The organism is Methylomonas subterranea, assembly GCF_024505185.1.
Classification (GTDB): Bacteria; Pseudomonadota; Gammaproteobacteria; order Methylococcales; family Methylomonadaceae; genus Methylomonas; species Methylomonas subterranea.
In genome coordinates this window covers 73,765-95,908 of the sequence record NZ_JANIBJ010000002.1, presented here as the reverse complement: position 1 = coordinate 95,908, position 22,144 = coordinate 73,765, and the positions used below count along the sequence as shown (strand labels likewise).

At 53.6% G+C, this 22,144-nt stretch carries 18 protein-coding genes; 5 read left to right on the top strand and 13 right to left on the bottom strand.

What is annotated here, in order from left to right; all coding sequences use genetic code 11:
- The 8 genes from aroA to NP590_RS01585 all read right to left on the bottom strand — a co-directional run bounded on the left by aroA (window position 1) and on the right by NP590_RS01585 (window position 9,428).
- Complete coding sequence (gene aroA, locus NP590_RS01620; protein WP_256600403.1) at window positions 1–1,323, bottom strand: 3-phosphoshikimate 1-carboxyvinyltransferase; 1,323 nt, start codon at window positions 1,321–1,323, stop codon at window positions 1–3.
- A 5-nt stretch (window positions 1,324–1,328) separates the two neighbouring features.
- Window positions 1,329–2,210, bottom strand: coding sequence for a prephenate dehydrogenase (locus NP590_RS01615; RefSeq protein WP_256600402.1), 882 nt, complete (start codon window positions 2,208–2,210; stop codon window positions 1,329–1,331).
- Window positions 2,203–3,306: a histidinol-phosphate transaminase gene (gene hisC / locus NP590_RS01610; RefSeq protein ID WP_256600401.1), complete on the bottom strand. Its 1,104-nt coding sequence runs from the start codon at window positions 3,304–3,306 to the stop codon at window positions 2,203–2,205. Before hisC ends, NP590_RS01615 begins: the two co-directional genes overlap by 8 nt.
- Before the next feature lie 11 nt (window positions 3,307–3,317).
- Complete coding sequence (gene pheA, locus NP590_RS01605; RefSeq protein ID WP_256600400.1) at window positions 3,318–4,403, bottom strand: prephenate dehydratase; 1,086 nt, start codon at window positions 4,401–4,403, stop codon at window positions 3,318–3,320.
- 1 nt (window position 4,404) lies between these two features.
- Window positions 4,405–5,484 carry a 3-phosphoserine/phosphohydroxythreonine transaminase gene (gene serC / locus NP590_RS01600; protein ID WP_256600399.1) on the bottom strand — a complete coding sequence of 360 codons (1,080 nt, stop codon included), beginning with the start codon at window positions 5,482–5,484 and terminating at the stop codon, window positions 4,405–4,407.
- A complete protein-coding gene (gyrA, locus tag NP590_RS01595; RefSeq protein WP_256600398.1) occupies window positions 5,484–8,084 on the bottom strand; it encodes a DNA gyrase subunit A in 2,601 nt (866 codons plus the stop codon). The genes serC and gyrA overlap by 1 nt, the downstream gene beginning before the upstream one ends.
- Before the next feature lie 123 nt (window positions 8,085–8,207).
- Window positions 8,208–8,927 carry a dienelactone hydrolase family protein gene (locus tag NP590_RS01590; RefSeq protein WP_256600397.1) on the bottom strand — a complete coding sequence of 240 codons (720 nt, stop codon included), beginning with the start codon at window positions 8,925–8,927 and terminating at the stop codon, window positions 8,208–8,210.
- A gap of 12 nt (window positions 8,928–8,939) precedes the next feature.
- The gene (locus NP590_RS01585; protein WP_256600396.1) at window positions 8,940–9,428 is read right to left on the bottom strand and encodes a low molecular weight protein-tyrosine-phosphatase; all 489 of its coding nucleotides are present in this window, start codon (window positions 9,426–9,428) and stop codon (window positions 8,940–8,942) included.
- Between the two features lie 123 nt (window positions 9,429–9,551).
- Here NP590_RS01585 and NP590_RS01580 point away from each other — a divergent pair, with 123 nt between their 5' ends.
- Both NP590_RS01580 and NP590_RS01575 read left to right on the top strand, forming a co-directional pair.
- Window positions 9,552–11,306 carry a methyl-accepting chemotaxis protein gene (locus NP590_RS01580; protein WP_256600395.1) on the top strand — a complete coding sequence of 585 codons (1,755 nt, stop codon included), beginning with the start codon at window positions 9,552–9,554 and terminating at the stop codon, window positions 11,304–11,306.
- Between the two features lie 127 nt (window positions 11,307–11,433).
- Window positions 11,434–11,922 (top strand): TlpA family protein disulfide reductase, encoded by a 489-nt coding sequence (locus NP590_RS01575; protein ID WP_256600394.1) that lies wholly within the window; start codon window positions 11,434–11,436, stop codon window positions 11,920–11,922.
- A gap of 190 nt (window positions 11,923–12,112) precedes the next feature.
- Here the strand turns inward: NP590_RS01575 and NP590_RS01570 are convergent, their stop codons facing one another.
- The 5 genes from NP590_RS01570 to NP590_RS01550 form a co-directional block, all read right to left on the bottom strand.
- A complete protein-coding gene (locus tag NP590_RS01570; RefSeq protein WP_256600393.1) occupies window positions 12,113–14,437 on the bottom strand; it encodes a TonB-dependent receptor in 2,325 nt (774 codons plus the stop codon).
- Between the two features lie 392 nt (window positions 14,438–14,829).
- On the bottom strand, window positions 14,830–15,993 hold the full coding sequence (locus NP590_RS01565) for a sialidase family protein (RefSeq protein ID WP_256600392.1): 1,164 nt from the start codon (window positions 15,991–15,993) through the stop codon (window positions 14,830–14,832).
- A 293-nt stretch (window positions 15,994–16,286) separates the two neighbouring features.
- Window positions 16,287–16,577: a cupin domain-containing protein gene (locus NP590_RS01560; protein WP_256600391.1), complete on the bottom strand. Its 291-nt coding sequence runs from the start codon at window positions 16,575–16,577 to the stop codon at window positions 16,287–16,289.
- A gap of 199 nt (window positions 16,578–16,776) precedes the next feature.
- Window positions 16,777–18,186 carry a glutamate--ammonia ligase gene (glnA, locus tag NP590_RS01555; RefSeq protein WP_256600390.1) on the bottom strand — a complete coding sequence of 470 codons (1,410 nt, stop codon included), beginning with the start codon at window positions 18,184–18,186 and terminating at the stop codon, window positions 16,777–16,779.
- 148 nt (window positions 18,187–18,334) lie between these two features.
- On the bottom strand, window positions 18,335–19,555 hold the full coding sequence (locus NP590_RS01550; RefSeq protein ID WP_256600389.1) for a porin: 1,221 nt from the start codon (window positions 19,553–19,555) through the stop codon (window positions 18,335–18,337).
- Window positions 19,556–19,988: 433 nt separating this feature from the next.
- Between NP590_RS01550 and NP590_RS01545 the strand changes: the two genes are divergently transcribed.
- From NP590_RS01545 to glnK, 3 genes are all read left to right on the top strand, one after another.
- A complete protein-coding gene (locus NP590_RS01545) occupies window positions 19,989–20,327 on the top strand; it encodes a P-II family nitrogen regulator (RefSeq protein ID WP_013819546.1) in 339 nt (112 codons plus the stop codon).
- A 19-nt stretch (window positions 20,328–20,346) separates the two neighbouring features.
- Window positions 20,347–21,609 carry an ammonium transporter AmtB gene (gene amtB / locus NP590_RS01540; RefSeq protein WP_256600388.1) on the top strand — a complete coding sequence of 421 codons (1,263 nt, stop codon included), beginning with the start codon at window positions 20,347–20,349 and terminating at the stop codon, window positions 21,607–21,609.
- A 158-nt stretch (window positions 21,610–21,767) separates the two neighbouring features.
- Window positions 21,768–22,106, top strand: coding sequence for a P-II family nitrogen regulator (gene glnK, locus NP590_RS01535; RefSeq protein ID WP_256600387.1), 339 nt, complete (start codon window positions 21,768–21,770; stop codon window positions 22,104–22,106).
- Window positions 22,107–22,144: the final 38 nt, after the last annotated feature.

Here is a 22,144-nt window from a genome sequence, read left to right as displayed (position 1 = left end):
TCAGAGCGTACTCAACTTCAAGCCCAACTGGGTTGCCAAGCTTGGAAATTCCTTGAACGAGGTATTGACGTTGGCGCAATCCTTAATGGTGATCGGCGCCGATGAGCGCAAACCCGCTATCGAAAACGACATGGCGATACGGTGGTCGCCGTGCGAATCCACTTCGCCACCGCCGATATTGCCGCCGCCCCGCACTATCATGCCGTCCTTGGTTGCTTGCGCATCGACACCGAGGATTTGTAAGCCATCGGCCATTACCTGAATCCGGTCGGACTCTTTCACCCGCAATTCCTCGGCGCCGGTCAAAACGGTTTGGCCTTCGGCGCAGGCCGCGGCGACAAACAGCACCGGGAATTCATCTATGGCCAGCGGCACCAATTCTTCCGGAATATCGATCCCTTTCAGTTGCGCGGAACGCACCCGTAGATCGGCCACCGGCTCGCCGCCAACTTCGCGCGGGTTCAATACTTCGATATTGGCGCCCATCAAGCGCAGAATATCGATCACGCCGGTACGGGTCGGATTGATGCCGACATGTTTCAACGTCACATCGGAGTCGGGCGCAATGCTGGCACCGACCAGAAAAAATGCCGCCGAGGAAATATCGCTGGGCACATCGATTTCTGTCGCCGTCAGTTTGCCCTGGTTATTGATTTTGGCGGTACTGCCTTTGCGCGTCACCGGATAGCCGAAACCGTTCAGCATACGCTCGGTATGGTCGCGGGTTGGCGCCGGTTCGGTAACGCTGGTCTCGCCTTCGGCATACATACCGGCCAATAACAGGCAGGATTTGACCTGGGCGCTGGCTATCGGCATATCGTAATGCATGCCTTGCAATTTGCCGGCTTGACCCTTGATATGCAGCGGCGCGGTACCGTTTTCCCGGGTTTCGATTACCGCGCCCATTTGCGCCAGCGGCGCGGTGACGCGCTTCATCGGCCGCGATTCCAGCGACTTGTCGCCGGTCAGCGTGCAATCGAAGGGCTGCCCGGCCAACAGGCCGCTCAACAAGCGCATCGAGGTGCCGGAGTTACCCAAATACAGCGGTTTTGTCGGCGCTTTCAAACCGTGCTTGCCGACGCCGTGGATGGTCACTTCGCCGTTGACCGGACCTTCGATTTCCACGCCCATGGCGCGAAATGCCTCCAGCGTGGACATGGCGTCTTCGGCATTCAAAAAACCGCGCACATGGGTGACGCCCTCGGCAATCGAGCCCAACATGATGGATCGGTGCGACATGGACTTGTCGCCGGGCACGCGTATCTCGCCGTTTAGACTGCCGCCGGGTTGTACCTGGAAAATAACGTTATTAGATGAAGACATAGTGGTTAAGATGGATCGTCAAAAGTTTCGAGAAAACGTTGCCGGGCTTGCTTGGCATAGCTGAAGGTGTCGAATAAAGCGGCTGCGTCGTCGTTTTGCAGCAGCTGCTCGATACGCTTTAACTCGGCTTGAAATTGTTGCATCAACGGAATGATTTCCTGCTTATTGGCCAGACAGATATCCTGCCACATGGTCGGATCGCTGGAGGCAATGCGACTGAAATCCTTGAAGCCGCCGGCGGCATATTTGAATATCTCCCGCTGCTCGTCCTTGCGCCCCAACAGACCCACCAGCGCAAAGGCCAGCAGATGCGGCAGATGGCTGGTAGCCGCCAATACCGTATCGTGATGCTCGACGGTCATCAACGATACGCTGGAACCGATGCGCCGCCAGAACTCGCCGAGTTTATCCACCGCCTGGCTATCAGTGCCGGCCAGCGGGGTAATGATCAGCCGGCGATTCCTGTATAAATCCACCTTCGCCGCCTCGACGCCGCTGCGCTCGGCACCGGCAATCGGGTGCGCCGGCACGAAATTGCCCGGCACCTCGCCGAACACGGCCCGCGCCGCGTCGATCACGCTAGCCTTGGTGCTGCCGGCGTCGCTATAAAGGGTTTGCGGGTTCCAATGCGGCTTGAGTTGTTCGAAAATAGCCTGGATGCTGCCAACCGGCGTGCAAATGATCACGCAATCGCTACCGGCCATCGCCCGAGCCGCATCGGTGTAAAAGGCATCGATGACGCCCAGTTCCAGCGCGCGTTGCATATTGGGCAGGTTCTTTTCCCGACCCAGCGCCACCACCTGCTTGCATAAGCCTTCGGCGCGCGCGGCCTTGGCGATAGAGCCGCCGATCAGACCGATGCCTATAATGCACAGGCGCTCAAACACCTTGCAACACCTGGGTCAGCGCATCGATGAAAATCCGGTTTTCTCGTTCGGTGCCTATGCTGACCCGCAAATGGTTGGGCATTTCGTAATTGGCCACCGGCCGCACGATGACGCCTTTTTGCAGCAGGGCTTGGTAAAGCGGCATGGCCGCTTGTTTCATATCGACCGAGACGAAATTGCCGGAGGATGGAATCCAGGGCAAATCCAAGATTTTAAACGCCGCCGTCAACTGCGCCATGCCGGCATTGTTCGCGGCCAGGGTTTCCGCCAGATATTCCGTATCGCCCAGCGCCGCTTCCGCCGCGGCCAGGGCCAGCATATTGGAATTAAACGGCTGCCTGACCCTGTTCAGTAAATCCGCCACCTCAAGCGAAGAGACACCGTAACCAATGCGCAAGCCGGCCAGACCATAGGCTTTGGAAAACGTGCGGGTAACGATCAGATTGGGATAGCGTTGCGGCCAATGCAAGGATTCCGTTCTGACGGCGGGGGCGACAAATTCGTGATAGGCTTCGTCCAGCACGCACAACACCCGGCTCGGCAAGGCGGAGACAAACTGTTCGAGCGCATCCGCCGCCAGCAAGGTACCCGTGGGGTTGTTGGGATTGGCGATGAACACCACCCGGGTCTTGTCGGTCACGGCCGCCAGCATCGCCGTCAAATCGTGACCAAAATCCTTGGCCGGCACCACGCGCGCGGTTGCGCCGACCGCCTGGGTCAAGATCGGATACAACGCAAAAGCATGCTGCGAAAATACGATTTCATGCTCGGGCGTCACGAAGGTGCGCATGACCAATTCCAGGATTTCGCTGGAACCGTTGCCGAGGGTGATTTGCTCCGGCAGCACCGCCAATTTGTCCGACAGAGCGGTTTTCAGCGCAAATCCGCTGCCGTCGGGATAGCGGGTCAGTTCAGGCAAGGTCGCCTGGATAGCGGCGGCTACCTTGGTGCCGGTGCCGAGCGGGTTTTCGTTGGAAGCTAGTTTAATGACTTCGCTCAAACCTAATTCGCGTTGCAATTCTTCCACCGGCTTGCCGGGCACATACGGCACCAGTTGCTGAACGCCGGCCAACGCAAGTTCTAAAAATTTGTTCATGTAGTAATCGGTTAAATGACGGCTTTGGGATAAGAACCCAAGATTTTCAACATTTTGACATTGCTTTGCAGCACTTGCAGCGCCTTGGCGACGGCCTCGTCGTCCCTGTGGCCTTCGATGTCGATGAAGAACACATAATCCCACAAGCCTTGCCGGGACGGCCGAGATTCGATGTGTACCATGCTGATGCCGTATTCGGCAAACGGCCCCAATATGCGGTACAGGGCACCGGACTGATTACCGGTCGAAACCAGTATGGAAGTTTTATCCAGCCCGGTCGACACCGGCTGTTGCGCGCCGATGACGATAAAGCGGGTGGTGTTGTTGGCTTCGTCTTCGATATGCTTTTCGATGATATTCAGATCGTACAATTCGGCCGCCATCAATCCGGCTATAGCGGCCTTGCCGTGATCCAGCGACGCCAGACGCGCCGCTTCGGCATTGCTGCTAACGGCGGTCACGGGCACGCCCGGCAAATAGCTATTCAACCATTGCCGGCATTGGGCCAGGGATTGCTGATGCGAAAACACCTCATTGATGCCGATCAGGCTATCCATCTTGCCCAGCAGATTTTGATGCACCCGGATTTCCACTTCGCCGCAAATCTTCAACGGACTATCCATGAATCGGTCCAGGGTATGCGCAATCACGCCTTCCGTGGAATTTTCCACCGGCACCACGCCGAACTGGCAATGCCCGGTTTCCACCGCTTGAAATATTTCATGAATGGTGGCTACCGGCACGTCCTTGACCGCATGACCAAAATGCTTGAAGGCGGCCTGTTGGGTAAACGTGCCTTGCGGCCCCAGATAGGCGACTTCCAGGGGTTTTTCCAGTGCCAGACAGGCGGACATCACTTCACGGAACAAGTGGGCGGCCGCGTCGTCGCTTAAAGGCCCCGGATTGAGTTCCTTGATGCGCCGCAGCACTTGCGCCTCGCGATCCGGCCGGTAAAAACTGCCGGTTTCGCCCTCGGCCTGCTTGGTTCTGGCCACTTCAATCGCGCAGTGGGCCCGCTGATTGATCAACTGCAGAATCTGCTGATCGATCGCATCGATTTGCGTGCGTAATTCCGACAACGGGATGATGCTGGTCATGCTAGTGGCTACGCTCGAACTCGGCCATAAATTCAATCAAGGCGTCGACCCCGGCCTCCGGCATGGCATTGTAGATACTGGCGCGCATGCCGCCCACCGAACGATGCCCCGCCAGCGTACTCAAGCCATTCAGTTCCGCTTGCTTTAAAAATTCCTTGTCCAAGGCAGCGTCCGCCAACACAAACGGAATGTTCATGCGCGAGCGGCAATCCTTGTCCACCGGATTGCTATACAGGCTGGACTGATCGATAGCCTGGTACAGCTTGTCGGCTTTTTGGATATTACGTTGTTCGATCGCGGCCACCCCGCCCTCGGCTTTCAGCCATTGCAACACCAAACCCAGCAGATACCAGTTATAGGTAGCCGGCGTATTCAGCATGGAATCGCTGTTGGCTTGTTGCTGATAATTGAATACCGACGGTACCGATTTCGGCGCCAAGCCGACCAGATCTTCCCGCACAATCACCACTGTGACGCCGGAAGGCCCCATGTTTTTCTGGGTGCCGGCGTAAATAATGCCGTAACGACCGACATCCACCGACCGCGACAAAATATTCGAAGACATGTCGCAGACCAAGGGCAGCCCGCCCGCTTCGGGCACCTGATTGAATTCGACGCCGTGTATGGTTTCGTTGGAGGTGTAATGCAAATAGGCCGCAGCGGGATCTATCCGCCATTTTTCGAAGGCGGGAATGCCGGTGAATTTGCCTTCCTCGGAACTGGCGACCGTTTTGACTTCGCAATATTTGCCGGCTTCCTTGATGGCACTGGTCGACCAGGCACCGGTATTTACATAACAGGCGGTAGTTTTGCCGTTCAAAATGTTTTGCGGAATCATGGCGAACTGCGCGCTGGCACCGCCTTGCAAAAACAACACCTTGTAGTTGGCCGGAATCGCCATCAGTTCGATCAAATCGTTTTTCATGGTTTCGGCAATCGCCATGAAGTGCTTTCCGCGGTGACTCATTTCCATCACCGACATGCCGCTGCCCCGCCAATCCAGCATTTCCTGTTGGGCTTTTACCAGTACCGCTTCCGGCAACATGGACGGGCCGGCGCTAAAGTTGTAAATCCTGGCCATTATTCTTCCTCTCCGCCGCCGATGGCGGCATCATCACTGCTTAAATCGCTATCGTCGACGCCTTCCTCATCGTCGCCCAAGCCCTCGATACGATCGACACCCACCACTTTCTCGCCCTTATCCAGTCGAATCACCGTCACGCCCTGGGTGTTACGGCCGACCACGGAAATTTCGTTGACCCGGGTTCTGACCAAGGTACCGGCATTGGTAATCAGCATGATTTCGTCGCCATCGTTAACCAGCACCGCGCCGACTACAGACCCGTTGCGCTCCGAAGTCTGAATAGCAATCAGGCCCAGGCCGCCGCGTTTGTGCGGCGTAAATTCCTCGATTCGGGTCCGTTTGCCGAAGCCGTTCTCGGTGATATTCAACACCGTGCCTTCGCTGGAAATGATCAACGAGATGATTTTCTGGCCTTCCTGCAAACGCATGCCGCGCACGCCGGCCGCGGTTCGGCCCATCGGACGCACGTCGGTTTCGTTGAAACATACCGCCTTGCCGTCGCTATTGAATAGCAGCACGTTTTGCTGGCCGTCAGTCAATGCCACGCCCACCAGGGTATCGTTGTCGCGCAAATCGATGGCGATTTTGCCCTTGGCCAACTGGAAGGCAAACTCGGTCAGCGGGGTTTTTTTGACGGTGCCGGAGGCGGTGGCCATGAAGACGAATTTATCTTCGCTGTATTCGCGCACCGACAGCATGGCGTTGATTTTCTCGCCCTCTTCCAGCGGCAACAAATTCACAAACGGCTTGCCGCGCGAGGCCCGGCTGGCCACGGGCAATTCGTAAACTTTCAACCAATAGACCTTGCCGCGCGAAGAGAAGCACAGAATGGTGTCGTGGGTATTGGCGATGATCAGTTTGTCGACAAAATCGTTTTCCTTGGTGGCGGTGGCCGACTTGCCCCGTCCGCCGCGACGTTGGGCCTTGTAATCAGTCAAGGGCTGGGTTTTGACATAACCTTCGTGCGACATGGTCACCACCATGTCTTCTTCGGTAATCAAATCTTCCGCCGACAGGTTGGAATAATCCTGAATGATTTCGGTGCGCCGGGCATCGGCATACTGGTTTTTGATATCCTCCAGCTCTTCCCTGATCACTTCCATCAACCTTACATCGCTGCCGAGAATATGCAGATATTCGTCGATCAGCTCCAACAGTTGCTTGTATTCGTTGACGATCTTTTCCTGCTCCAGCCCGGTCAGACGGTGCAGGCGTAAATCCAGAATCGCCTGGGCCTGCGCTTCCGACAAACGGTAAAAGCCGTCGGCCATGCCGAATTCGGCGCCCAGGTCTTCCGGACGGGAGCGAGCGGCATCGGCCCTATCCAGCAAGGCCGCCACCAGACCGGCATTCCAGGTCTTGGCCAACAAACCGGATTTGGCTTCCTGCGGATTCGGCGAAGTTTTGATCAACTCGATCATCTCGTCAATATTGGCCAGCGCCACCGCCAGACCTTCCAAAATGTGCGCCCGCTCCCGCGCCTTGCGCAGATTGTAAATGGTTCTGCGGGTAACGATTTCCCGCCGGTGGTCGATGAAAGCGCTGAGAATTTCCTTCAAATTCATGCAATGCGGACGGCCGTCCAGCAAAGCCACCATATTGATGCCGAACACCGTCTGCATCTGGGTTTGCTTGTACAGATTGTTCAAAACCACATCCGGCACTTCGCCACGGCGCAGTTCGATCACCATGCGCATGCCGTCCTTGTCGGACTCGTCGCGCAGACCGGAGATGCCTTCCAGCTTGCCTTCCTTGACCAGTTCGGCGATTTTCTCCAGCAGGCGGGCTTTGTTGACTTGGTAGGGCAATTCGGTGGTGATGATGGCTTGCCGGCCGCTGTCGCCGATGTCTTCGAAATGCGAGCGGGCCCGGATGTAAATCCGCCCGCGACCTGTCGTATAGGCTTCATAAATACCGGAGGCGCCGTTGATGATGCCGGCGGTGGGAAAATCCGGGCCCGGCACGATATGCATCAATTCCGGAATGCTCAGGTCGGCGTTTTCGATCAACGCCAGACAGGCGGAAACGATTTCAGTCAGATTGTGCGGCGGAATGTTGGTGGCCATGCCGACGGCAATCCCGGCCGAGCCGTTGATCAGCAGGGTGGGTATCCGGGTGGGCATCACGGTCGGCTCGGATTCGGATTCGTCGTAGTTGGCGACGAAATCCACGGTCTCCTTATCCAGATCGGCCAGCAATTCGTGGGCGATTTTCGACATCCTGACTTCGGTATAGCGCATCGCCGCCGGCGAATCGCCGTCCACCGAACCGAAGTTGCCTTGGCCGTCGATTAGCATGTAGCGTAAGGAGAATGGCTGCGCCATCCGCACCATGGTGTCGTAAACAGCGGTATCGCCATGCGGGTGATATTTACCTATCACATCACCGACGATACGGGCGGATTTTTTATAAGGTTTGTTCCAGTCGTTACCGAGTTCGTTCATCGCGTACAGCACGCGGCGGTGAACCGGTTTCAAGCCATCTCTGACATCGGGGAGCGCCCTGCCCACAATCACGCTCATGGCGTAATCGAGATAGGATTGTTTCATCTCGTCTTCGAGATTAACCGGAATGATTTCTTTAGCGAAGTCTGACATGGGTCCGTGGTTCCAATTCAGCCAAGCGTTTCGGGCTCGACGGGTTAGCCAGCCGCATCAGATCCATTTTGCGCCGGCTTGGCTCGTAAAGCCGGCGATTATAGCAAATGCCCACCGATCAAGTCAGGCAAAAATCTCGGCGAAAAAGTTTTGCATGGCCCGCCATGAGCGCTGATCCGCCGAGGCCTGATAGACCGTACCAAAGTCCCGATCGTTGGCCACGGGATTGGTAAATGCATGCATGGTGCCGCCATAAACGTGCATCTGCCAATCGGCGCCCGCTTTGGTCAATTCGGCTTGCAATGCCAACACCTGCTCGGGCGGCGCCATCGGATCGTCATGACCGTGCAAAACCAAAACCTTGGCCTTGATCTGCGGATCAGGAATATTTTCCGGCGGGGTCAGCAAGCCGTGAAACGCCACCACGCCCAGAATGTCCACACCGGTGCGCGCCAGATCCAGCGCGCACAATCCGCCGAAGCAAAACCCTATCGCCGCCACGCGGGCATTGTCGGCCCAAGGTAACAATTTGGCGGTTGCCAGCGCCGCATGCAGTCGCCGTTGCAGTTTGGCTCTATCTTGCATGAATGGTTGCATCAGCCGACCGTTTTCCTCCCGCGAACGGCCTACAACACCCTTGCCGTACATGTCGGTAGCAAACGCCAGGTAACCCAATGCCGCCAGCTTTTCGGCCTTGTCGGCCACGAAGGCGTCGCGACCGGCCCAGGCATGGTGAATCAACACGGTGGGACGCGCGCCTTCGATGGCATCGTCATAGGCAAACAGACCCTCCAATAGCGTGTCCTGGTCCAGATAATTGACGGTGTTGGATACTATGGCCATAAGCGCCCCCTTTCAATTGGTTAACATACCTTCACGTTGCAGAGCTTCAATAAAGCCTTCGGAAGCGGCTTCCACCAAATCCAGCACCCTTTCAAATCCGTAGGAACCGCCGTAATAAGGATCGGGCACTTCGGTTTGCCGTAGATGCGGCGCGTACTCCAGGAACAGGCGAATTTTGTGCCTGTGTCCATCGGGACATGACTCGGACAAAATGGCATGATTTTCTTCATCCATGACCAGTATGTGATCGAAGATTTCAAAATCTTTCGCACCGACCTTCCTGGCCTTTAAGTGCCCTAGTTCGATCCCTCGCTCCCTGGCCGCCTTTTGCGCGCGCAGGTCCGGCGCGTCACCAACATGATAGGCATGGGTACCCGCCGAATCCACCTCGAATGCGTGCGAGAGATTTCGACGGGCGATAAAGGCATTAAAGACACCTTCGGCGGTCGGCGAACGACAGATATTGCCCATGCAGACGAACAGAACTTTGATTTTCCGCATACTTCATAAAGTTTTTAGTTAGTGGTCGATAGATTGTAAGCTATACTTTCGGCGCCTGTCTCCAGCCAAATACGGCAAGAGAATTCAGAATAATAATTTATAAAGTGTTTGTAGGAGTTTCGAATGTTGATGATGAACTGGCATTCCGTCGGAGTAAAAGTGGTTGCCATAACCATGGGTGTTCTTACGATTGTTGGAATCGGTGTTTTGATTGCCTTCTCAAACGCTCAAAAGCAGAATTTGTTCGATCGAAAAATAGAAACCTCCCGCCAATTGCTTTTGGTATCGGAATCCATTCGCGACAATGTGGTGAAAAAATGGGAATCGGGCCTGTATTCACCGGAAAAGCTGATCGAACTGTCCCAAACCAAATCTCCCGCCGACGCCAGGCAATTGATAATCTCCACCGTACCGACCGCCAATGCCTGGGACGTTATAGAAGCCAAGGCCAAGGAAGGCGGCTTCCGCTTTAAAGCCCCGGCGCTTAACCCACGCAATCCTCCCAGAAATGCCCCCGACGAAACGGAACGCAAGGTTCTGGAGATTTTTCAAACCGATCCTTCGCTGACCGAGTACAGCATCATCGATGAAGACAAGCAGGAAATTCGTTACTTCAGACCCGTCAAAATGGTCAAACAATGCGAATTATGCCACGGCGACCCCGCCACCTCCGCTACCTTGTGGAACAACGAACAAGGCAAGGACTTGCTGGGCTATCCGATGGAAAACCGCCGCGCCGGCGACTTACACGGTGCTTTTGAAATTATCACGCCATTCGATGTGGCATTGTCCGGCTATAAAACGGAAATGTATTACGCCTTCGGGTTTTTATTTCTGGGCCTGTTTTTGATCGGCTTTACCGGTTATTTTGTGATGGGCAAAATCATCATCGGCCCCTTGACCGATTTAGCCCTGAATTTACAACAAATATGCAGCGGTGACGGCGACTTGAGGGCAAGACTGAACGCTTCCGGCAAGTCCGAATTTGCCTGGGTGGCGTCCAGCTTTAACTCGTTCGTCAAAAAAATCGCCAAAACCGTGGATGAAATCAGCGTTACCAGCGAGAAGCTTGCCACAGCCTCGCACAAACTGGCCAACATCACCCAGACTACGCAAAAAGGCGTCGAGCGCCAATTACAGGAAACCACCCTGGTAGCCAACGCGATGAAACAAATGACCTCGACCGTACAGGAAGTGGCCAGAAACGCGGTCAAGGCCTCCGAAGCCGCTGAAACGGCCGACCAGGAAGCCACTATCGGCAAAAACATCGTCAACGATGCCGTCAACGGTATCAACAGCCTGGCTTCGGAAGTGGAAAATGCCGCCAGCGTGATTCATGAACTGGAGAATGACAGCAACAGCATAGGCGAAGTGCTTGGCGTGATCCAAGGCATAGCCGAGCAGACCAATCTATTGGCGCTCAACGCCGCTATCGAAGCCGCCAGAGCCGGCGAACAAGGCCGCGGTTTTGCCGTGGTGGCCGACGAAGTCAGAACGCTGGCCAGCCGCACCCAAAACTCCACGCTGGAAATTCAGCAAACCATAGAGCGCTTGCAGGACAGGGCCAAAAAAGCCGTTTCCGTGATGGATAACGGCCGCAAGCGGGCCGCTTCCAGCGTCGACCAGGCAGCTTCGGCGGGAGGTTCCATTACGTCGATCAGCCAACGTATCGATACGATCAACGACATGAACAATCAAATCGCCAGCGCCGCGGAAGAACAAACGGCGGTAGCGGAAGAAATCAACCGCAATATCAGCAATATCAGCCATGTGTCCGAAGAAACATCCGTCGGCGCCAAAAACACCGCCGACGCCTGTAACGAACTACTGGCGTTGGCCGACCAACTGCGCACCACGGTAGGCAGCTTCAGAACCTAGCCAAACCGATGCCGGAGCGGCGATTAACCGCTCCGGATTCAAACGAAGTTCCCGGCAATGCCATTGGCGCAAACGCCCGCTCCGATATATCATGCAACCCATCCCCACTCTTCCGAACAGGTAGCACATGATAATCAAACCAGCACCGACAGCCCTATTGCTTGCCGCGCTTTCGATTTACGACGTCCAGGCACAAGATAGTTTTACCAAGACGTTCAATCCCGGCAGTTATCAACAAATCCTGCGTGAAAACGCCGCCCAACCGTTTATTTTGGCCATCTGGTCGGTGGATTGCCCCTCCTGCATCAAAGACATGAGCGTTTTGTCCGAAATACGGCTTAAACATCCGGAAATCAAAATCATCATGCTATCTACCGACGAACCCAGCGCCACGCCGGAAGTGAAAAACATCCTGGCCCGTCATGCATTAAACGATCTGGAAAACTGGGTGTTCGGCGACGATGACGCGCAAAAACTGCGCTATGAAATTGACCCGGCTTGGTATGGCGAATTACCCAGGACCTATTTTTACAGCTCCACGCACACCCGGATCGGCAAAAGCGGCGCCTTGAAAATCGAAGAGTTTGAAGCCCAAATCGCCAAACTCAGCCCTTGAAACACCCTTAGTAAGCACCCTTATTTGAATGGCTGAAACCGCTTCAGCATGCTTCCCTCGGCTGTTTCAGTTATTTTTTTGCACTGACTCAAATAAGCCCTCGCCCAACACATCCCGGCGCTTGACGGCCCGGTGATTCGAAAAGCTCGCACCGACGGGAGTCGGTGCCGAATTGTCTCTTACTGAAAGCTCAATAATCGATAGAAGCTTTCACGAAGTAAGTCCTAAGCGGAAAGGGGTGGTTTTCGTAGACGTTTTGATCCAGCACATTGTCTATACCGGCCGAAATCGTACTCTTCAGATTATGGTAAACCGGCAGCTGATAGCTGGTTTTCAGGTCGACAAACGTGTATTCATCGGTGCCGCCGAAGACATTGGCTTGCGTGTCGCTGTTATCCAAACGTTGAAATACATCGCTGCGATAGCGCACTGACGCGGAAAAATCCCATACCGGCAATATATGATAGGTTGCCGAGGTATTGACCTGCAACTTGGGGATCCGGTCCCATTCATTACCCACCAACCCGGTATTGCGACTGTTTTTGGTGATTTTCTTATTCATGAACGTTCCGTTGACCATAAAGTCCAGCGGCAAGTCAAACAAGCGGTTTTGCTGAAACGTCAAATCCACGCCTATGGTTTCGGTTTGCTCGATAGGCTGAAACGTGGTCACGGCGACATTGCCGAAGTTTTGCAGGGTATTGGCAATTTCGTCGTTGATCAAATCGTAAAAGAAGTTCGCCCGCACGAAACCTCTCGGCAAATCGTACTGCGCCATCAAATTATGGAAATAACCGTTTTCAGGCCCCAATCCCGGATAAGCCACGGTTGTACTGTTGAAGCGCGAATTGCTCAAAAATAGCTCTTCCGCAATCGGGAAGCGATAGGCCTTGGAAAACGAATATCTGAAAGTCCAGACATCCGGAGAGAATTCCAGCGATGCTTTCGGAGAAATCCGGCTGGCGTCGCGATCGGCATAATTTTCCGTGCTGGTCGCGGTATACACGTGGCCCTCCATGGCCTGCCAATTATCCAGGCGCACGCCGGCCATGACGGCCCAATCCGGCATAAAACGCCATTCCAGTTGCGAAAACACACTGTTGGTTTGCGTTGCGCCGCCGCTATCGTTGGTGATGCGCGCCCTGGAACCGGCCGTATAATTATTGCTGTTGTAGGTTTTGTTGTTCAAGGACGCGTGGTTAAACTGATAACCGCCCATAAACGACAAGTCCTTGTTTTCCAGAAAATTATCGGTCGACAGTTTCAGATCGTAATTGGCCCACCAGGCATCGATATCATTAATCTGGCCTTTATTTTGATTTAAGGGATGGGCGGAATTTAGCGAAGACGATACCGACTTGTCGCGAAAGGCATCGTAATAACTGGCATTGGTGTCGATACTCCAATCGTTGGAAATCTTGCCTTTTAAACCCAGGCCTAAATTGATGGTCTGACGCTCGGATTCCGAGACATTGAATGCCGAACCCGGCACGCGGAATCTGCTGCCATCCAGATTATAAGTGGCATTGGCGCTATTGCCCGAAGCTGTCGCCCCACCCCAAAGAGTCTTACCCGACGCATCTTTCAATAAACTCAAGGGATCGTTGCTTTCGCCGGCACGCTCCTCATAGGCCACGGTAAAACGTCCCTGCAAATCGGGCGTAAAGTCGTAACCTATTTTGACTTTAAACAAGTCGGTTGTTGTTCTGGCCAAACCATCGTCGCCATAGTAAATACCCGGCGAGGTATTGGGTTGCGGCTCGTTAAACGGCCCGTTAACAGCGATGCCGCCCGTCCCCGATAACGCCGTCGTGCGCGGCGTCATGGGCTGGCCTTCATTTTCCAACCGATTGTATGAGCCGAAAATACTGAACTTATCGAAACGGTTGCCGGCGGAAATATTGGTTTTATAGCCGGTCAAGGTTTCGTTACGACCGCCACGATGCAGGGTCTGAAACATACCCATGGCATCCAGGTGGGCTTCGAATCTGTCGGGCATGCGGGTGTTCAGATTCACCACGCCACCAAAGGAATTACCGCCATACTGGGCCGAAAACGGCCCGTACAGCACGTCGGCCGATTCGACTTCGGAAGGCGACACCATGGACCAACGCGGCGCTCCATTGAAACTGGTGCGCAAGGGATTATGCAGCGGCATGCCATCGGCGAAAACCATGGAATGCGCGGTCTGGAACACATTTGAGCCTCGCATGCCCAAAGAACCGTTCGGATCGCCGATATAACGCTTGCGGATATTCAGCGATGGGGAAAATCTTAGATAATCTTCCACCGTGGTCGCATTGACGAATTTTTCGACTTCCTTGACCTGTACTTCATGGGTTGGGCTTGCCTTTGCCGTTTTGGAAAACAGCGGCTGTTCGGTCGAAGTGACTTCCACCGCCTCCAGTTTGGTGGCGTCGGCTTCGCTTGCCGGGGCGGCAAAGCCACTTGCCGGAAATGACATGACGCTCGGCAATAGAACCATGGCCGGCGCGATTTTATTTTTTGTAGGCATGTACGGTGTTTCCTGAATTGATTTATCCACCTCCCGGGAAAGCCGATCATCCAGAGTTATCACCCCAAACGGAATACCGGGAGCAGCGCCATGAAAACGCAAAGTGCCGGCCAACACCTGATTACACATATTTAACAATGACTTAACTTGTATTCTGCTTCCTTTATCCGTCAAACACCCCGTCTCGCCCACCGCTTCACGAGCAATATTGGGTCATTTGACCTGTTTTTAAAACAGACTGCGTCATATCCCTTACACAAGCCGAAATCGCGCGACCCTGGTCACATAATCGTCGGACTGATTTCATCAGATGCGTTAACAGCATCACATTGCGCTACCCCGGCGATATTTAAACAACGTTAAAACACACATTAAGCTGAAGGCGGGCTAATTCATAAAAGCTCATCCAACACCTCAATCCGATACCCTTGCCGCGTCTGCCATGACAAATACATGACATCATCATAAGCCAGCAAGAATGCGTAATCGGCGGTGTCCGCCGCCTGAGCGATGTTTTTGGCTTCCTCCCATGCATGGCCGCCATCAAACGATTGCAACAATTTGACCACGCTGTTGCTGCCGTCAAATTCAAGCCAAACGATGGCAACATGTTGACCATTGACCGCCAGATGCGGATGCTTGGCGCCCTGCCCTCCAAACGGCATGGCGGTCGAAAAACTCCGCCCCTGATCTTTTGAACGCGCATGGAATAAGCCCTGCCGCCCTTCCGCTCCACTAAACCAAACGGCGTGATAAGCCCCGTCTTCGGCTACCGCCAGCGCCGGACCATGATGCGGACACGCATCGATTTTCCAATTTTCCTGACTCAAGCGCTTTATTTCGCCGGGTTGGTTCCAGGCTGTAAATTTCAACAAGGCATGATCCCGGATCCCGCCCGGAAACACGTGCCGCCAAATCACCACCGGCAGATTATCCTTGTCGATTGCCGTTCCCAAGCGGCAACACTCGCAGGTATGCGGCGCGGCCAGTTTATTGGTTTTGAACGTCACGCCCCGATTATCGGACCAGGCATAGTAAAGCGAAGTACCCGGATGCTCCATGCCCGCTTGCGTAGCCCTAACCTTGTCGCGCGCATCCAACCAAGCCACAAACACTTCGCCACTCTCGGTAACCGCCAAACTATCAAATCGATGGCTGATTTCCTCCAAGTTATCGTTTATGGTTACCGGCGCGGAGAAAGTCTTGCCGCCGTCCACTGAGCGGCTGAAGCGAATGTGGCCGGTATGGCGCTTTTCCAGACTGCGGCTCCAGGTCAGGTAAATGTTTCCCTGTTTATCCAGCTGAATTTTGGGGCGGTATTCATCATGGGCAATTACCGACTCGGCAATTGGATTAACCATCACCGGCGCGGAAAAACTCAAGCCCTTGTCCAAGGAAAACTGCACAAAAACATGGTCGCTTTGTACCCAGGCCAGCCAAAGCGCGCCTTGCTCCGAAAACGCGGCGGTGACAGTTTGCGAACAACGCCTGTCCGGAGCCGCCAGCACCTTGCAGGCGTCATCCTTGGCGTCCTTGACCGCTGCCGCCGCTGTCATTGCAGCCGGCCTGTCGACGGCCCTTTCGGCACATCCCGGCATCAAAAATATGCATAACGACATCAAATACAAAACTTTCATATTTCTTTTCCACATTCGGATTAATGGTTGGGACCATTTATCGGTGACCACCGCAACAGCCGGCCCGTGAACAAACAAATGCAGCAATTTCAGTGCCGGACATAAATACCGGCGACCTACAAACCACACTTTTTCAAGATCCTACCTGAATAACACACAGCAACGGGCAAAAAAAAGGCATCTTGCGATGCCTTTATCATTGGTGGCGAAAATCAAATACCGTCCGGAAAATCGTAGCTGTAATGCTTGCGCAGCGGCTTTACCACTTCCCATTGGCTATCCAATCCGGCCGGAAACACCACCAGATCACCCGGTAAAATCCTCACCGGCTCGCCGCCCGCCGGGGTTACCAGAATTTCACCATCCAGCACATAGGCGCACTCGGTTTCATCAAAGTCTATCGGAAACTTGGAGATTTCTTTTTCCCAAATTGCCCAGCCTGACACGCCGAGTTCCCGCAAGCGCTCTTCGCTGGGATTATGTTCGATTTTGATTTCAGTCATTTCGGTTTCATTGCATACAGTTTAAGGAGGCAGTGATTTTAGCATTTTGCCGCCCGTCAGTTGAGATTGACTGTGCGCACCGCGATCAAATTACGCCGAGCGCGCCGCGCGACCGCCGGCACGCATAAAAAAACCCCGCCAAGCCGGGTGGCTCGCGGGGTTGTCGGAACGGTTGGCCGGCTAGGGCCCGTTAAAACCGTTACAGGCTGTAGTACATATCGAACTCGACGGGATGAGTGCTCATGCGCAGACGAGTGACATCCTGTTGTTTCAGAGCGATATAACCGTCGATGGCGTCATCGGTGAATACACCACCGCGGGTCAGGAACTCGCGATCCTTATCCAGGGCTTCCAAAGCGGAGTCCAAAGAAAACGCCACTTGCGGAATAGCTTTTTCTTCTTCCGGCGGCAGGTCGTACAAATCCTTGTCCATGGCTTCGCCGGGATGGATTTTGTTTTGAATGCCATCCAGACCCGCCATCAGCATGGCGGAGAACGCCAGATATGGGTTGGCGGTTGAATCCGGGAAACGAACTTCGATACGGCGACCTTTAGGGTTGGTGACGTAAGGAATACGGATGGATGCGGAGCGGTTACGCGCGGAGTAAGCCAACATCACGGGCGCTTCGAAACCTGGAACCAGACGCTTGTAGCTGTTGGTGGAAGCATTGGTCAAGGCATTCAGAGCTTTGGCGTGTTTAATGATGCCGCCGATGTAGTACAGGGCGGTTTCGGACAGGCCGCCGTACAAGTCGCCGGTAAACAGATTGACACCGCCTTTAGCCAAGGACTGATGCACGTGCATGCCGCTGCCGTTGTCGCCGACCAGCGGCTTCGGCATAAAGGTAGCGGTTTTGCCGTAAGCATGAGCGATGTTGGCGATGACGTATTTCAGCTCCAACACTTCGTCGGCTTTTTTAACCAAGGTGTTGAATTTGGAACCGATTTCGCATTGACCCGCAGTGGCCACTTCGTGGTGGTGTACTTCGATGGTTTGGCCCATTTCCTCCAATACCAGGCACATGGCGGAACGCATGTCCTGGAATGAGTCGACGGGTGGCACGGGGAAGTAACCGCCCTTGATACCGGGACGGTGACCGATGTTGCCGTTTTCGTAAACTTTTTCGGAGTTCCAGCCGGCTTCCTCGGAGTCGATTTTGTATGAGCAGCCGCCCATTTCAGCGGACCAGCGCACGTCGTCGAAAATGAAAAATTCGTTTTCGGGGCCGAAGAATGCGGTATCGGCAATGCCTGTGGATTGCATGTAAGCTTCGGCGCGCTTGGCGATGGAGCGCGGGTCACGGCCGTAGCCTTGCATGTCTTTAGGCTCGATGATGTCGCAACGCAAAATCAGCGTTTTGTCATCGAAGAATGGGTCGATTTTGGCGGTGCTGGGATCGGGCATCAGAATCATGTCGGATTCGTTGATGTGCTTCCAGCCGGCAACGGACGAACCGTCGAACATGTTGCCTTCTTCGAAGGTATCTTCATCGATGGTGTGCGCGGGAAAAGTAACATGCTGCTCTTTACCGCGGGTATCGCAAAAACGAAAATCGACAAACTTAATGTCGTTTTCCTGGATCATTTTTAGTACGTTATCTACTGACATCGGCCAAGGTCTCCTACAGGATAATTGTTATAGTTGGTGGGTGTAATTCGGCGGTAACAATATCATCAATTTTTACAAAGAGCCACAGCAACAGGCGGCTAATCCGCCAACCCTCGCCATGGCTATTCCTGATGTTTTTTGCTTTGAATCAGAATGCCACGATCATATCCATGGATACGGCGATTTGATCGTTTTCGGTGCCGGCGTCGAATGCTTGCGCGTTACCGTTAGCATCGAACCAGTCGTAGCGAACTTCCGGCCTTAATTTCAGCCAAGACATAGGCTTGTAATTCAGCCCAGCGGTCACGGCATAATAATTGCCGCCAACAAAGGTGGTCTGTGTGGCACTATCCAATATGCCGGTTCTGACACCCATGCCATCACGAAACCATTCACCGCGTAAGCCCGCTGATAATTTATCGTTAATGTCATAAGTCAAATACTGGTTGATTCCATACCAATCCGCATCTCTGCCCACACCGGGATGTCTTTGTTCAACCCCGAAATCGTGTTGCAGCACGTAATGCAGGTTTTCGGTGAAATTGTGCTGCAGAACCACGCTGTACATGCTGGTGTTTCTGGCTTCGTTCTCCACCTTGTCACCGCTGATCATGGCGACCGTCAACGAGGTATTGTCGTCGTCGGTGGTGTAGCTTGCGCTACCCAGAAAATTCCATGCGCCCGGATTTGCGCGGAAGTTGTCCCAACCCATGACCGCTCCGGCGGTAACGCTGATATTGTCATTGATGTCATAACTCAACAAAGCACCCGTGTGGGTGAATGGTTCGCCATACAACATGGTGTAAGCATGCGAATAAAAGAAATTGTCCGGCGAGGTAACCACCTCATAACCAATCAGGGTATAAAAATGACCGATTTTGGCGGTAATACCATTGCCGAACGGCGCGTAGATTTCGGCATAAGCTTGCGGAAACGCCACATCGTAAAAACGCTCGCCCTCGCCTGGAGAAAGGCCGTTATTTCTGGGAATCATTCTGTCATCCCAACCGGTCGCTTGAGTTTTCCGGGAATCGGTACCGAACATAAAGTCAACCCGTCCGCCGAAATCCCATTTGTCGCCCTTGTTTACGGCTTTTTCAATGAACAAGTTGAGTTGATTCAACTGAAATTCGTTGATTCGATCGTTGAAGCTGATCGGGGCGTTCGAATTTGTGAACGAATTGTGCGAGGCATAAGTAATACCGCCGCTTGCCCAACCGCCAATATTGATACCCGTGCTTTTGGTAAAAGCACTTTCATTGACGTTATAACCACTTAAGGACTCGATCATGCCGGCATCGTCAGCCTGGGCACTTGCCGCCGCCAACGCTAAGCCGCTTGTGATTAATGAGGGTATGATTTTTTTCATATTTTTTTCTCCAGTAAACATTCAAGAACTACAATGCACTTAACATGCCACTTATTTTAATCAATAATTTCAATTAGATACGTAATCAATCGCACAAGAATCAGCCTGTTATGCACCAAAAAAGTGCGCAAACCGCACCACATTTGTTGCTGAAAGACGATATTTTGTTGCGAAGCAACAAGTTATGCAAGCCGATTTGTCACTACCCGCCCTTCGCATCGGCTCAAAAGTCTCGCCAGCGTGATAGACCGACCCAAAATAAAGCAAAACGCTCTACTTTGGTGCGCAAAAACGCACCAAAGCTGCTAATTTATTGTAGTCGCCTTTAAATTCATGCCCTTACAATTTGGCACGCTACCTGCTTTTTCCCTCAACGATGTCAATCACAAATCCTTAGGGAGAATTTAGTCATGAACAAATGGGGTGCTCTTTTATGAAACTAATAACTGCCGTAGTTAAACCATTCAAACTGGACGATGTGCGGGAAGCGCTGTCCGACATCGGCGTGTCCGGGGTCACTGTCACCGAAGTGAAAGGTTTCGGCCGCCAAAAAGGCCATACGGAACTGTACCGCGGCGCTGAATATGTCGTTGACTTTCTGCCCAAGGCCAAAATTGAAGTCGCCGTGGCGGACAGTTTGGTCGAACAGGCCGTCGAATCGATAGTCCGGGTTGCCAATACCGGCAAAATCGGCGACGGCAAAATTTTTGTGACCAATCTCGAGCAGGTCGTTCGAATCAGAACCGGCGAGTCCGGCGAAGAAGCGCTTTAATCATAAGCAGGAGAAACAAGTGGAAAACTTAAATAAAGTTGTTGAACTGAGTTATGCGCTGGATACTTTTTATTTCTTGATCTGCGGCGCATTGGTTATGTGGATGGGCGCCGGTTTTGCAATGCTGGAAGCGGGTCTGGTCCGGGCTAAAAACACCACCGAAATTTTAACCAAAAATATTGCTTTGTTTGCCATCGCCTGCACCATGTATCTGTTGTGCGGCTACGGCATCATGTACCCCAGCGAGGCCGTCAACAGCGTATGGCCGGGCATAAACTTCCTGATCGGTCCCGAACATACCCTGGAAGAAGTCTTGGCCAGCAACGGCGAGACCTATTACTCCGGCCTGTCGGACTTTTTCTTCCAGGTGGTGTTTGTCGCCACATCGATGTCCATTGTTTCCGGCGCGGTCGCCGAGCGCATGAAATTATGGGCTTTTTTACTGTTTGCGGTAGTCATGACCGGCTTTATTTATCCGATTCAAGGCTACTGGAAATGGGGCAAGGGCTTTTTGGATGCCCTGGGCTTTCTGGATTTCGCCGGATCCGGCGTAGTACACCTGTGCGGCGCGACAGCCGCCATGGCGGGCGTATTGTTGCTGGGCGCGCGTAAAGGCAAATTCGGCCCGAACGGCGAAGTCTATCCGATTCCCGGCTGCAACCTGCCCTTGGCCACCCTGGGCACTTTCATTCTGTGGATGGGCTGGTTCGGTTTTAACGGCGGCTCGGAACTCAAGGTTTCCAATGTCGGCGAAGCCAACTCTGTCGCCATGGTGTTTGTGAACACCAATGCCGCCGCGGCCGGTGGTCTGATTGCCGCCCTGTTGGTTTCACAATTGAAATTCGGCAAGGCTGATTTATCCATGGTTTTAAACGGCGCCTTGGCCGGTCTGGTTGCGATTACCGCTGAACCGCTGACACCGAGCCCGCTGGCAGCCACATTGATCGGCGCCGTCGGCGGCGTATTGGTGGTATTCGCTATTATCGGCATGGATAAATTCAAACTGGACGACCCGGTCGGTGCCTTGTCCGTACATGGCGTGGTGGGAGTCTGGGGCTTGCTGGCCGTCTGCATCACCAATCCGGAAGCCAAATTGTCCGCGCAGTTGATCGGCATCGTAACGATCTTCGGTTTTGTATTCGTAACCAGTTTGTTGACTTGGTACGTCATCAAACTGGCCATCGGCATCCGCGTCAGCGAGGAAGACGAATACCATGGCGTGGATTATTCCGAATGCGGCATGGAAGCGTATCCGGAATTTACCGATACCAGCAAAGGTTAACCACGCTCGATCGGCCTTAACAAGCGGGTGTCTTCGGACGCCCGCTTTTTGCATTTGTAGCTAACGCGGTTCCGGCACGCGTTGTAAATTGTATGTTGCGCGCTAATTAATTATGATTGTCGGCAGGCTTGATTTTTAATCACTTAACTGAGAACACCATGAAATTAATTACAGCAATCATCAAACCATTCAAATTAGACGACGTTAGAGAGGCATTGTCTGAAATTGGTGTGTCCGGCGTGACGGCTACGGAAGTAAAAGGTTTCGGCAGACAAAAGGGCCACACGGAACTGTACAGGGGCGCGGAGTACGTGGTGGATTTTTTACCCAAGGTAAAACTCGAAATTGCCGTTGCGGACACCATTGTCGATCAGGCCATCGATGCCATCGTCAAAGCGGCCAACACCGGCAAAATCGGAGACGGCAAAATATTCGTCACCTCTCTGGAGCAAATCATACGCATCAGAACCGGGGAAACCGGCGAGGATGCCATATAAATCCGCCCGGATAAGCTCAGGCCTTTCCCAAGATCGGC